Source organism: Methylocystis sp. Se48 (assembly GCF_056269425.1).
The window spans coordinates 1,551,289-1,563,929 of sequence record NZ_CM149850.1; the positions used below are offsets into that span (position 1 = coordinate 1,551,289).

Here is a 12,641-nt window from a genome sequence, read left to right on the forward strand (position 1 = left end):
TTACTGCAATGTCTTCCGATCGCGCGTAAAAGCGGCGTATCAAACTGCCATATTCGATGCGCCGTGTATTCTCTTGTCTTAATGATTAGTTAATTGGCAATCTGCATCTTGAGCGAATGGATGTCCATATGAAACCGACGATCTATCACAACCCGGCTTGCGGCGCCTCCCGCAACGTTCTCGCCGCGCTGCGCGACGCCGGCTATGAGCCGACGGTCATCGAATATCTGAAGACGCCGCCGGATCGAAGGACCCTGCAAGAGCTGCTCGCGCGCATGGGGAAGGGCGTGCGCGACATTCTGCGCAAGCGCGGGACGCCCTATGACGAGCTGAACCTCGACAATCCAGCGCTGGGCGACGACGAGATTTTCGCGGCGATCGAAAAACACCCGATCCTGATCGAGCGGCCGATCGTCGTCATTGGCGAGACGGCGGCGCTGTGCCGTCCGGCGGAGACCGTGCTGGCGCTGATCACGCAAGCCAAGGCAGGATAACGGCCGGTAACGTTAAGAAGGGGTTGCGCTGTCCACAGAAGGCCGACGGGACTAGGCTCTTGCGCGCGTTTCATAAGGCAAGCGGGCAGGGCGCCATGAACACGACGGAAGAACGGCGGCAATCGCTGCGGCGGCGCACATTATTGAGCGGCCGGATCGAATTTCTCGATCGGTCAACCTTCGAATGCGTCATCCGCAATCTGAGCGAGACGGGCGCAAAAATACATTGCGATCATCAGATCGTGCTGCCGGACGTCTTCGACCTCGTCATCGCGAAGATGAGCGAAAGACGCCGCGCCAGGGCAATCTGGCGGCGGCGCGAGGAAATCGGATTGAAGTTCCTGCCGACCGAGGGCTGACAGGGCGAGAGCTGTCCGGCTCATCCCGGCGATCAATCCGCGTCGAAAGAAAAAGCCCGGCGGAAACGCCGGGCTTCGCTTGTCAAACCGGGTTCGGCGACAGGCCGCCAACGTCCGGTTCGGGTTTTTGTCCTGTTGCGGGGACGGCGGAGCCGCGGGGGGGCTGGGCGGAGGTCGAGCCCGTGTCCTCGCGGACCGGGCGCTTGCCGACCAGCAGGCCTTTCATCTCCTCGCCCGTCAGCGTCTCGAACTCCAGAAGCGCATTCGCCAGCGTGTCCAGCTGAGCCCGCTTCTCCGTCAGGATCTGCTTCGCCTTGTCGTAGGCTTCCTGAACCAGACGGCGAACCTCCGCGTCAATCGTCTGCTGCGTCGCCTCCGACAGCGTCTGCTGACGCCCGATCGAATAACCCAGGAACTGCTCCTGCTGCGGGTCCGCATAGGCGACCGTCCCGAGCTTGTCCGAAAAGCCAAGCTGCGTGATCATCGCCCGCGCAACCCGCGTGCACTGCTGGATGTCCGACGCCGCGCCAGACGTCACCTTGTCGTGGCCGAAAACCAGCTCCTCCGCCACGCGGCCGCCCATCGCGATCGCCAGCATCGCCGTCAGCTGCTCGTAGGTCTGCGACACCTGATCCCGCTCGGGAAGACCCTGAACCATGCCCAGCGCGCGGCCGCGCGGGATGATCGTCGCCTTGTGGATCGGCATCGCCCCCGGAACCGTCAGCTGAACCAGCGCATGGCCGCCCTCGTGATAGGCCGTGAGCTTCTTCTCCTCCTCCGTCATGGAGAGGGTGCGACGCTCCGCGCCCATCATGATCTTGTCGCGCGCGTCCTCAAACTCCTGATTCGTCACGATCCGCTTCGACCGGCGCGCCGCCAGAAGCGCCGCCTCGTTCACAAGATTCATCAAATCCGCGCCCGAGAACCCCGGCGTGCCGCGCGCCACCACCTTCAGGTCGACGTCCGGCGCCAGCGGCACCTTGCGGGCGTGAACCTTCAGGATCTTCTCGCGGCCGATGAAGTCCGGGTTCGGAACCTGGATCTGACGGTCGAACCGGCCCGGACGCATCAGCGCCGGATCGAGAACGTCCGGACGGTTCGTCGCCGCGATCAGGATGATCCCCTCATTCGCCTCGAACCCATCCATCTCAACAAGCAGCTGGTTCAGCGTCTGCTCGCGCTCGTCGTTGCCGCCGCCAAGGCCCGCGCCCCGGTGACGGCCCACCGCGTCGATCTCGTCGACAAAAATAATGCAGGGCGCGTTCTTCTTCGCCTGCTCGAACATGTCGCGCACGCGGCTCGCGCCCACGCCCACGAACATTTCCACGAAGTCCGAACCCGAGATCGAGAAGAAGGGAACCCCCGCCTCGCCCGCGATCGCCCGCGCCAGCAGCGTCTTGCCCGTGCCGGGCGGACCCACCAGCAAAACGCCCCGCGGTATCCGGCCGCCGAGACGCTGGAATTTGCCCGGATCGCGAAGAAACTCAACAATCTCCTGCAAATCCTCCTTCGCCTCGTCAACCCCCGCAACGTCCTCGAAGGTCACCCGACCCTGGGTCTCCGTCAAAAGCTTCGCCTTCGACTTCCCAAAACCCATCGCCCGGCCCGCGCCGCCCTGCATCTGGCGCGAGAGGAAGATCCACACGCCGAGGAAGGCCACGAGGGGGAGGGCGTTCAGAAGCAGCGTCATCAGCCAGCCGCCGCCGTCGCTCAACGGCTTCGCGCTGATCGAGACATTGTGGGCCTGAAGACGCGGAATCAGATTGGCGTCGTTCGGGATGTAGGTTGTGAAGGGACGGTTGTCGTTGAAATGGCCAACGACCTCGTTGCCGGAGATGGTCACGTCGTGAACGCGGCCCTGATCGACCTGCGTGAGCAACTCGCTGAACGAAATGTCCCGGATCGGCGTTCGCTGGCCGGGCTGCTGAAACAGCATGACAAGCGCCACCACCAGCAGGCCGATGATGGCCCACAAGGCGAGGTTCCTGAAGTTTGCGTTCATCGCGTAATCCGTAAGGAAACGCTTGGGCGGGACGATCCCGCGAAGCGGTCCGGTTTGGAATTAATCTAGGCCCGCGCTTGTTTCTTGCCAAGAGAGCGGGGTGAGAGCCCAGGCAGGGCTCAAGCTTCACGCCTGTCCGGACGACGCGGCGGCGCAGGCCGTAAGATGAGGTGGTGCAAGCCGCAGTCCAGCATCAGGCCCGCGAGGGTGAGGCGGATCGCCACGCCTGTCGAGAGAGCGTCGTGAAGGCGCCGCGCGGCGCGTTCCAGCCGGTCGAGGCGGAGCGGGGCGGCGGGCGCGAGTCTGTCGATTTCGGCGGCGATGATGCGTTGCAACAATTCGACGGGCGGATTGCGCAACATAGAGGCGTCGAAACGGGCGAAATCGACGCCGCTTTCCAGCATGGCGCGGCGGCGGACTTCCTGAGCGCAAAAGTCGAGCCCTTCGTCCGCGCGCGCAGCGCGCGCCCCAAGTCTTCGCAGTGCAGCGGCGTCGAGGCCTTCCGCCGCGAGAAGCGGCATGAGCTTGCGCAGCCGCGCGCGGGCGTAGGTTTCGTCCGTGTTGGACGGATCCTGAAAAAAGGCGTGCCGCCGCCGCTCGCAGATCTCGACGAGTTGGGCCTTGGTTAGAGAAAGAAGCGGCCGCAGCAGCGCCATGCGCCCGAATTTGGAAATCGGCGACATGCCGGCGAGGCCCGTGACGCCAGAGCCGCGCGTCAGCCGGAAGAGAATCGTCTCCGCCTGGTCGTCAGCATGATGGGCGGTGACGATGGCGTCGGCGCCGATTTGCTCCGCGCAAGCGGCAAGCAGCCTGTATCGCGCAGAGCGCGCGCGCTCCTGAATGCGGGACGATGGCTTTTCTCCCTTCCAGGTCAGGAGGCTGTGCGAAAAGCCGAGCGCTCTCGCCCAGTCGCCGACCTGCACGGCTTCCGAACGGGACGTCGCGCGCAGGCCGTGGTCCACGGTCGCAACCGCGATCGCATGGGCGGAGCGCGCGCGCCAAGCGGCGCATAGCAGCATGAGCGCCACGGAGTCGGGGCCGCCCGAGACGGCGAGCAGCAGCGAGCGATAGGGCGCGAGCATCTCCAGCGCGCCGGCCGCGGGGTCTCCGGTCACAACGCGGCGACGCGGCGCGCGGTCAACATTGGAGCTTTTTGCTCTCGCGCGTGGCGGCTTCCCGGATCCGCGCGGCCGAGCCGGGATATTTCATGCCGATCTCGGAAAACGAGGCGCAGGCCTGCTCCTTAGCCCCCATCGCGCCGAGTGATTGGCCGAGCCGCAACAGGGCGTCCGGCGCCTGGGCCGACTGCCCATATTTCTGGGAGATTTCGAGGTATTTCTCCGCCGCCTCGCGATGACGGCCGCGCAGGAAGAAGCTCTCGCCGAGATTGAAGGTCGCCGCCGGGACGAATTTGCTCTTGGGGTTCCTGGCGAGAAACGCCGTCAGCGATTTCTCGGCCGCCTCGAAGCGGCCCGCCTTCAGCGACGCGACGGCCTCCTCGTATTCTTCCTTCGGGCCCGGCGGAACGGCGGCGGGCGCCGGCGCGATTTCAGCGGGCGCAGCGGCGGATTCTTCGCCTACAAGCCGGCCATGGGCGATGTCAAGCGGCTGGCCGACCTCGCGCACCGGCGGGGCGGCGGCGATCGACCCCGTGGCCCTGGAGGCGTTGACGGGGAGGGGCGCGGAAGGCGCGGTGGAGCCCAACGGCCTGGGCGCGCCGGGCGCCGCAGGGTCAATAGCGGGGTCGAAGGCGTCGCCACGGCGCATGCCTGTCCCAGAGGCGGGCGTCGACGACGGGGCGGCGGCGGGACGGCTCTGCGCCTCGCCGGCGAGAGGCGCGGCTTCTTTCGCGGCGCGCAACTGTTCCTCGAGGAGTTGAACCTTGTGTTGCAGTTCCTCGTTCTGTCCCGTGAGACGGCGGATGTCGCGCTCCAGCCGGTCGATCCGCGTGACCATGGCGGCGGCGTCCGGTCCGGCGTCGGGTTCGATCGGCCCGCCGTCGATATCCGCGGGCGGGCGATTGTAGGACTGTGCGGGCTCCACTCCCGAATCGGGCCGCGCGACGCCGTAAGGGTCGTAGGCGCGCGCGGCGCCCGAAGCGAGCAGGAGGGCGGCGGCGAGAACGAGACGAGACATCATGGGGGTCGCCGGGGCGATACGGCGGCCGCGCCGGCGGCCGGTCAAAACATGCATGCACCGCATCATAGACGCGCTTTCGGCCAAATTGGGGCGAATTGCGTCGGCTGCGTCGCGATCTTAACCTTGAACATATGCGCCGCCGGCTTTTTGCTTCCCGCTTTCTGCTCATTTTTTTGGCGTTTCCCGCGCTGGCGGGTTCGCCGGCGCCTGAAAACGGTCCCTGTTCGCTGGAAGACGCGGTTCCAGCCGCCGTCGCCGCCATCGATGACGACTTCGATCTTCTGCTCGACGACGGCCGGCGCGCGGCGCTGACCGGGCTGGAATTCCCCCCCACGCCTGAAAAAGGCGCGCCGGAACTTCGCGCCGCCGCCCGCCGGCGTCTTGCGGACTGGCTCGCGGGGCGCGACGTCTTTCTGGGCGCCTTCGCTGCTGGCCCCAACCGATGGGGACATCTGCCGGCGCGCCTCTTCGCGCCCCTGCGCGAGGGGGCCGACGCCCCGCTCGTCTCCGTCGGCGGGGCGCTTCTGGAAGAGGGGCTCGCCCGTTTCCGTCCGGACCCCGCCGCCTCCCCTTGCGCGACGGCCTATCTGGCCGCGGAGGCCGCGGGGCGGGCGGCGGAGCGGGGGCTGTGGGCTGATCCCGCGGCTCGGCCCGTCGATCCCGCGGCGCCGGGCGCCAATGCGGCGTTGCTGCGGCGCAAGGGACTGACGATCGTCGAGGGCAAAATCCGTTCGGTCGCGGAAACGCGGGGCGCCGTCTATCTGAATTTCGGCGAAAAGCGCGCGGAGGATTTCTCCGTCGTGATTTTGCGCCGCAATTTGGCTATCTTCGCGCGGTCTGGAATCGCGCTGAACTCTCTCGCTGGTCGGCGCGCGCGCGTACGAGGACTTATTGAAACAGGTTTGGGACCGCGCATGGAAATTTCCACGCCAGCCGAAATCGAGATCATTGAAACCGTTTCGCCCTGACGTCTCAAGGCGGCTGCTCGTCGCCGCCGCCGTTTTCGCGCTCGCGAGCTGCGCCGAACTCGAGAAGCAGGGGCAGGTCTTCGCGCCTGCGCCTCTGCCGCCGACGCGGCCCGCGATGCCCAAGCCCGAGAACCGCGCCTCGGTGCAGCACAAGGAACTCGTCGCCCAGTTCGGCGGCGAGTATCAGGCGCTTGCGGCCGAACGCTATCTCGACGGCATTCTCGTCAAGCTCGCCCAGGCGAGCGATACGCCCGGCCAGACCGCCTACAAGGTGACGATTCTCAATACGCCGGTCGTCAACGCATTCGCGCTTCCCTCCGGCAATCTCTATGTGACGCGCGGGCTGCTGGCGCTGGCCGGGGACGCCTCGGAGGCGGCTGCCGTGATGGCGCATGAGATCGCTCATGTCACTTTGCGGCACAGCGCCCTGCGCGCCGAACGCGAGCGCGAGGCGGCTGTCATCTCTCAGGCCGCCTCCGTCATCCAGAACAAGCAGAAGGGCGAAGAGGTCCGTTCGACCCAGCGCCTTTCCGTGGCGAGCTTCTCCCGCCAGCAGGAACTCGACGCCGATGAAACCGGCGTGCGCGTGATCGCCCGCGCGGGATACGATCCCTATGGCGCCTCGCGTTTCCTCACCGCGCTCGGCCGTTCCTCGGAGCTTCGCGCCGCCCTCTACGGGAAGCGAAAGGAATCAATGGGTTTCGACATCATGTCGACACATCCCTCGACGCCCGAACGCGTCGCGAGAGCCGTCGCCGCCGCACGGCAGATCGGCGCGCCGGGCATCGGAACGCGCGACCGCAACGGCTATCTCGCCGCCATCAACGGCGTCGCCTTCGGCGACGATCCGATGGAGGGCTACGTCCGCGGCCGCAAATTCACGCATCCGCGCTTGCGATTCGCCTTCACCGCTCCGGAGGGCTTCCTGCTCGAAAATTCGAGCGAGGCGGTCTTCGGCGTCCGTCAGGCGGACAATGAGGCGCTGCGGCTTGACAGCGTGCGGAACCCCAATTTCGAAAGCCTTGAGGCCTATGTCGGTTCGGGGTGGGTGGACGGACTTCTTCAGTCGTCCGTGAAGAAAATGGATATCAACGGGCTTCCGGCGGTCACCGCCACGGCGCGCGCGGGGGAATGGAACTTCCGCCTCGCGGTCATCCAGTCCGGCGATTATCTCTACCGTCTGATCTTCGCGGCCAAGGCCCTGACGGATCAAGCGGAAAAGGAGTTCATGGAGTCGATCCAGACCTTTCGCCGGATCACGCCGGAGGAAGCTCGCGAGGCGCACGGGCTTAAAATTTCGGTAATCACAGCCGGCCCCGGCGACACGGTCGAGAGCCTCGCGGGGCATATGACGACGCCCAACCGACCGCTCGAATATTTCCGTCTTCTCAACGGCTTGGATGAGAATGAACCGGTGACGCCCGGCGAACGTTACAAAATCGTAACGGAGTAGGACAGGAAGCGCCGGGAACACGACGCCGCCCTGCGGGTTGAACGCTTAGAGCTGTTCAAAACGCGCGGATATCTCGCTACGTCGCTTTAAAGAGATAGCGCGCTATGGAGATCGAACCATGGCGTATCTTCCCGGCCTCGGCAGAGAACTCATGAAGGCGGCGGCCGACGCCCCCTTTCTCGAAAGAGGAGAAGAGAAAGAGCTGGCCATCGCCTGGCGAGAAAGGGGAGATCGTCATGCGCTTCACAAACTGACCGCCGCCCATATGCGGCTCGTGATCGCCATCTCCGCGAAGTTCCGTCATTACGGGCTGCCGATCGCCGACCTCGTGCAGGAAGGGCATGTCGGCCTGCTTGAGGCGGCGGCGCGGTTTGCTCCCGAGCGCGACGTTCGCTTCTCGACCTATGCGACCTGGTGGATCCGCGCCTCGATTCAGGATTACGTCCTGCGCAACTGGTCCATTGTTCGCGGCGGCACTAGCTCCTCGCAGAAGGCGCTGTTCTTCAATCTGCGCCGCCTGCGAGCTCGTCTGGCGCGCGACCCCAACGCCATGTCGCCAGACGAGGCTTACGAGAGCATCGCCCATACACTCGGCGTCTCCCGCACGGACGTGGAAATGATGGACTCGCGCTTGTCGGGGTCGGACGTGTCGCTGAACGCGCAACTCGTCGACGACGACTCGACGGGATCAGCGCAGCGCATGGATTTCCTCGTGGACGACGCGCCGCTGCCAGACGAAGTCGTGGAGCAGAATCTCGATTCGGACCGGCGGGCGCGTTGGCTCAAGGACGCCTTGGCGATCCTGTCGGAGCGCGAATTGCGCATTGTGAAGGAGCGGCGACTGACCGAAAATCTTGTGACGCTCGAAACGCTCGGCGACAAGCTCGGCATTTCGAAGGAGCGCGTGCGCCAGATTGAAAGCCGCGCGCTGACGAAGTTACGTCGTGCGCTGTCGCGTCTGCGGGACGACGATGCGCCAGAGGAAGCGGCGCCGCCAGCGATCTGACGTCCAAATGAAAACCCCCGGCGTCGACCGGGGGCTTTTTTTGGAAGTATCGGAGGCGGGCCAAATCAGGCCGCGCGGTCGACATCCTCTTCGTCGGCGTCGTCAGCAGCATTGCCGTCGGTCTTCTGGCCGCGGCGCGGGCCCTTTTGCAGGAAGGACTCGATCAGCTTCAGCGCTTCCGAATCGATCAGCTTGCGAACCGCCGCAACCTCGCGCGCCATGCGATCGAGCGCGGCCTCATAGAGCTGGCGCTCGGAGTAGGACTGCTCGGGCTGCGTGTCGGAACGATACAAGTCGCGCACGACCTCCGCGATCGTGACGAGATCGCCCGAGTTGATCTTTGCCTCATATTCCTGGGCGCGACGCGACCACATGGTGCGCTTGACGCGCGCGCGGCCGCTCAGCGTCGCGAGCGCCTTGTCGACGACATTGGTCTCGGCGAGCTTACGCATGCCCACATTGCCGACTTTGGTCACCGGCACCTTGAGAATCATCTTGTCCTTGATGAAGGACACGACGAAAAGCTCCAGGCTGAAGCCGGCGACCTCCTGGGTCTCGACGCCGACGATCTGGCCGACGCCATGCGCCGGATAGACGATGAATTCGTTCAGTTTGAAGCCGTGTTTCTGGGCGGCCAGCTTCGCCTTGGCGGGCGCCTGCGGGGGCGTCGCCTTCGCGACAGCCTTCGATTCGGTTGCAGTCTTCTCGGAAGCGACGGCGCTGGCCGTCCCAGGGTGCTCGGTTTTTTTTGCCAATTCTTTATCTTCGCCGGCTGTCGTGGGTGGGGAGATCTTTCCGTCCGTCGCAGAGCCCGCTGGCGCGGCGCTCCTTGCGGGGGAAGAGGGGCGGACGTCGCGCGCGCCGGAGTCCTGCGCGGCGGGCGTCCTGATCGCCGCGGCGGGCGCGGCCGATGGCCTGGAAGCGATCTTGGCCAATGCGACGTTTGCAGACGCCGAAACGGGCGGTTGCCGGGGCCGTTGCTTCGGAGCGGCGGCAGGCGCTTCGGCCGGTTTCGCTATGACGGCAGAGCCGATCGCCGCACTCTTGGCCGTCGCCGTCGTAACGCTCTTGGCGGAGCGCTCGACGGAATCCTTGGCGGCCGACTTCGCCGGCTGCTTCGCTGTCGCCCCGCTCGTCGCCGACCGTTGAGCCTTCCCGACCGCGTTTCTCGCCGCCGACTTTTGAGCGGCGGCCGCGGAGCGGGCGGCGGTCTTCGCCGGAGTCCGGGCGGAAGCGCGCCCGGCCGCCGCGGCTTTCGCCTGAGCCTTGGCGCTAGTCTTTGCAGCGGTTTTCGCGGTCTTCGCAGCGGATTTCGTTGCGGCGGTCGCCGCGCGCTTCGCTGCCGACTTGGCGCGGGTCGCGGCGCTCTTTGCCTTTGCCGATGATTTCACAGTGGACGCCGTGGAGGCGGTCGCCTTGCCCTTGCCGGCGCTCGACTTCGATTTGCTCCCGGCGCGCGTGCGGGTCGATTGAGCGGTTTTCGCCGCCGACGCCCGAGAACGCGCCGACGCGCGTGCGCCGGCCTCCTTGGTCTTCTCGTTCTTCTTGGCGGACGGCATACGCGGGCTACTCCTTTCACGTCCCGCTGTGGAGACGGGACAATCCTGCAGACCCCTTGCCTCGCCGGCATGTGAGAGGCCGGTGAGCAAGTCTGTAGAACTGACACCTTAGCTAGAGGCGCGAGCGGACTTATCTCCACGGCCGCTATCTTCGGTCGCGCTTTCTCATGCTGCGAGGCGGAACTCATCTAACTCGGCCGCCGATTGAGACGGCGAGGATTGAAAAAGTATATATCATGTCGCGGGGCAAAAATCAAAGGCGCCGGGCCGCGCGGATGGGCCGCGCGCAGGGGCAGAACAAAGCTAAAGTTCGGAAATTCAGTGGTTATTTTGTGTCGTTAAGGATGTGGAAACCTTTCGCTTCTCGGGCGCCCGGCGCCAATCCGCGGGGCGCGTCGATTCGCCGCCCAAGGATACGGCGCCGCACGCTCCGCGCGGCGCGGGCGCGTCAGTCGCCCTGTCCAGGTTCGGCCGAGAAATAGGCCTCGAATTTTCCGGGCTTGCCGTCCCATTCCTTGGCGTCGGCCGGCGGCTCGCGCTTGATCGTGATATTGGGCCAGTTCTGCGCCATCTCGGCGTTGAGCTGCAGCCACTTTTCGAGATTTTCTTCCGTATCCGGCTTGATCGCCTCCGCGGGGCATTCCGGTTCGCACACGCCGCAGTCGATGCATTCGTCCGGATGGATGACGAGCATGTTCTCGCCCTCGTAAAAACAGTCCACCGGACAAACTTCCACGCAGTCCATATACTTGCACTTGATGCAGTTTTCCGTGACGACGTAAGTCATGTGAGGCTCTCTTGAGCGTGCCGCGCCGATTGCTGCGCTAGCTAGCGTTTTTGCCGCCGTCATGCAAGGCATGCATGGAAGGGATTTCGAGCGCGCCGTCCCGGATGGAAGCGCGCCTTTTGCAAGTGAGCGGGTCATGACTGAAGTCGAGTTGAGGGCAAAACTTCCCGTCACTCAGACCATGACGGCGCGGGCGCTGCTGCTCGGCGAACGCATCGACACCGCCGGTCTGGAGCGCGCCGATCTGGTGTCCACGGCGCCTCTGGCTTTCCATGTCGGCCAGGCGGGCTTCGCGGTGCTCTATCGTTTCGGCGTCGCCGTGCTGTTCGGGCTGTCCCCTCTGGAGGAGGACGAGATCGTCTCTAAGATTGGCGCGCGCGTCGCGGGCGCGTCGCGCGGCGACGACGAGACCCTCGTTATCGAGACCCATCACGAGGGCGAGGACAAGGCTCTCACCAACGGCAGGCTGGCGGTGAAGGATCTCTCCGAGCCGCGCCTTCTTGTGATCGCCGACGCCCTGGCGAAAAGCGTGGCGCTCGCGCGCGACGAGCGGCGCGTCAACGCGGTCTTCGACACGGTGGAGCCCTTCGCCGCCGAACTCGCCAGCAAGGGCCGTCCGCCCTGGCGCCGAAAGGCCATGCTGGAGCTGATCGGCCAGACGCTCCTCGTGCGCCATCGGGTCACGGGCCGCGTGGCGGTCGAGGACAAGCCGGACGTGCTCTGGGATCGCCCCGACCTCGAACGCCTCTATGCGCGCCTCGAAGACGAATATGAACTCGAGGCGCGCGGCCGGACGCTCAACGCCAAGATCGACGTCATCGGCGAGACGGCGCGCGCCCTTACCGACATCATCGACGCCGACCGTTCCGTGCGGCTGGAATGGATCATCATCGTTCTTATCGCGATGGAGATCGTGCTGTCGCTCTTTCAGATGTTCGCGGGTCAGCACCAGTTGCGGGCGCTGCACGCCGCCTCGATGGCGGGACATGCTTCCGCTCCGGACAGCCACTGGAAACCCGGCAATTGATGCCGCGCGAAAGTGAACTGACGCTTGGCGTAGTGGCGCGTGTCGCGCTTGCCGCGCCGGATCGCCTCGTCGAGCGGCAGAATTCCGTCCAGATAGGCGATCAAGCCAGGAACGCCATGGGCGCGCATCGCGGGCAGCGCCGGGTCGAGGCGGCGGTCGCGTAGGGCCGCAACCTCGTCCAGCGCGCCCATCTCCATCATCCTGTCGAAGCGCGCGTCGATCCGCGCGTAAAGCGTCTCGCGCTCCGGCGCGAGAAAGAAGGCGGGACATCGTGCGGCGTCGAGCAGCGGCGCGCCGCGCGGACCCTGGAAAGCGGCGAGCGGCTTGCCGGTGGCTGCGAAAACCTCCAGCGCGCGAAGGATGCGCTGGGGGTCGGTCGGGCGCAGGCGCGCGGCGGTTTCCGGGTCTTTCGCAGCGAGTTCCACATGAAGCGCATGCGGGCTCTTGCCCTGCGCCGCGGCGCGCACCTGTGCGCGCACCTCCTCCGGCACGGCGGGAATGTCCGAGAGGCCGTAGAGCGCCGATTTGAAATACATGCCGGTGCCGCCCGTCACGACGGGCGTGACGCCGCGCGCGTCAAGGTCGCGCAGCGTCCCGGCCAGATCGGCAAGATAGCGGCCGACGGAATAGTTCACCGCCGCGTCGACATGGCCGAAAAGAAAATGCGGCGCCGCCGCCTCCTCGTCAGGCGTCGGTCGCGCGGTGATGACCCGGAGATCGCGATAGACCTGCATCGAATCGGCGTTGACCACCGGGCCGCCGATGCGCTTCGCGATTTTCTGCGCGAGCGCGGACTTGCCCGAGGCGGTCGGACCTGCAATGAGAATGGCGCGCGAGGACATGGCGC

Annotated in this window: 13 protein-coding genes; 7 read left to right on the plus strand and 6 right to left on the minus strand. The window is 65.7% G+C overall.

Going from position 1 to position 12,641, the window contains the following annotated elements:
- Positions 1–128: 128 nt before the first annotated feature.
- Together arsC and ACV959_RS07540 are read left to right on the plus strand one after the other, a co-directional pair.
- Positions 129–494 carry an arsenate reductase (glutaredoxin) gene (gene arsC / locus ACV959_RS07535; protein ID WP_475739257.1) on the plus strand — a complete coding sequence of 122 codons (366 nt, stop codon included), beginning with the start codon at positions 129–131 and terminating at the stop codon, positions 492–494.
- 95 nt (positions 495–589) lie between these two features.
- Positions 590–853, plus strand: coding sequence for a PilZ domain-containing protein (locus tag ACV959_RS07540; RefSeq protein ID WP_475739258.1), 264 nt, complete (start codon positions 590–592; stop codon positions 851–853).
- Positions 854–935: 82 nt separating this feature from the next.
- Here the strand turns inward: ACV959_RS07540 and ftsH are convergent, their stop codons facing one another.
- From ftsH to ybgF, 3 genes are all read right to left on the minus strand, one after another.
- Positions 936–2,855 carry an ATP-dependent zinc metalloprotease FtsH gene (ftsH, locus tag ACV959_RS07545; protein WP_475739259.1) on the minus strand — a complete coding sequence of 640 codons (1,920 nt, stop codon included), beginning with the start codon at positions 2,853–2,855 and terminating at the stop codon, positions 936–938.
- 119 nt (positions 2,856–2,974) lie between these two features.
- On the minus strand, positions 2,975–3,970 hold the full coding sequence (gene tilS, locus ACV959_RS07550) for a tRNA lysidine(34) synthetase TilS (protein WP_475739260.1): 996 nt from the start codon (positions 3,968–3,970) through the stop codon (positions 2,975–2,977).
- A 22-nt stretch (positions 3,971–3,992) separates the two neighbouring features.
- Positions 3,993–4,994 (minus strand): tol-pal system protein YbgF, encoded by a 1,002-nt coding sequence (gene ybgF / locus ACV959_RS07555; protein WP_475739261.1) that lies wholly within the window; start codon positions 4,992–4,994, stop codon positions 3,993–3,995.
- A 131-nt stretch (positions 4,995–5,125) separates the two neighbouring features.
- On the opposite strand from ybgF, the gene ACV959_RS07560 reads away from it, so the two are divergent.
- The 3 genes from ACV959_RS07560 (at position 5,126) to ACV959_RS07570 (ending at position 8,421) form a co-directional block, all read left to right on the plus strand.
- Positions 5,126–5,962: a nuclease gene (locus tag ACV959_RS07560; protein WP_475739262.1), complete on the plus strand. Its 837-nt coding sequence runs from the start codon at positions 5,126–5,128 to the stop codon at positions 5,960–5,962.
- A complete protein-coding gene (locus ACV959_RS07565) occupies positions 5,943–7,415 on the plus strand; it encodes a M48 family metalloprotease (RefSeq protein WP_475739263.1) in 1,473 nt (490 codons plus the stop codon). The genes ACV959_RS07560 and ACV959_RS07565 overlap by 20 nt, the downstream gene beginning before the upstream one ends.
- A 118-nt stretch (positions 7,416–7,533) precedes the next feature.
- A complete protein-coding gene (locus ACV959_RS07570; protein WP_475739264.1) occupies positions 7,534–8,421 on the plus strand; it encodes an RNA polymerase factor sigma-32 in 888 nt (295 codons plus the stop codon).
- 65 nt (positions 8,422–8,486) lie between these two features.
- Here the strand turns inward: ACV959_RS07570 and ACV959_RS07575 are convergent, their stop codons facing one another.
- Positions 8,487–9,176: a CarD family transcriptional regulator gene (locus ACV959_RS07575; protein WP_475739265.1), complete on the minus strand. Its 690-nt coding sequence runs from the start codon at positions 9,174–9,176 to the stop codon at positions 8,487–8,489.
- 511 nt (positions 9,177–9,687) lie between these two features.
- Here ACV959_RS07575 and ACV959_RS07580 point away from each other — a divergent pair.
- On the plus strand, positions 9,688–9,894 hold the full coding sequence (locus ACV959_RS07580) for a hypothetical protein (protein WP_475739266.1): 207 nt from the start codon (positions 9,688–9,690) through the stop codon (positions 9,892–9,894).
- 534 nt (positions 9,895–10,428) lie between these two features.
- Here ACV959_RS07580 and fdxA read toward each other — a convergent pair.
- Positions 10,429–10,767 carry a ferredoxin FdxA gene (gene fdxA / locus ACV959_RS07585; RefSeq protein WP_475739267.1) on the minus strand — a complete coding sequence of 113 codons (339 nt, stop codon included), beginning with the start codon at positions 10,765–10,767 and terminating at the stop codon, positions 10,429–10,431.
- A gap of 136 nt (positions 10,768–10,903) precedes the next feature.
- On the opposite strand from fdxA, the gene ACV959_RS07590 reads away from it, so the two are divergent.
- On the plus strand, positions 10,904–11,794 hold the full coding sequence (locus ACV959_RS07590) for an RMD1 family protein (protein WP_475739268.1): 891 nt from the start codon (positions 10,904–10,906) through the stop codon (positions 11,792–11,794).
- Here ACV959_RS07590 and miaA read toward each other — a convergent pair.
- The gene (gene miaA, locus ACV959_RS07595; RefSeq protein ID WP_475739269.1) at positions 11,710–12,636 is read right to left on the minus strand and encodes a tRNA (adenosine(37)-N6)-dimethylallyltransferase MiaA; all 927 of its coding nucleotides are present in this window, start codon (positions 12,634–12,636) and stop codon (positions 11,710–11,712) included. The two genes, ACV959_RS07590 and miaA, sit on opposite strands and share 85 nt — an antisense overlap.
- Between the last annotated feature and the right edge of the window lie 5 nt (positions 12,637–12,641).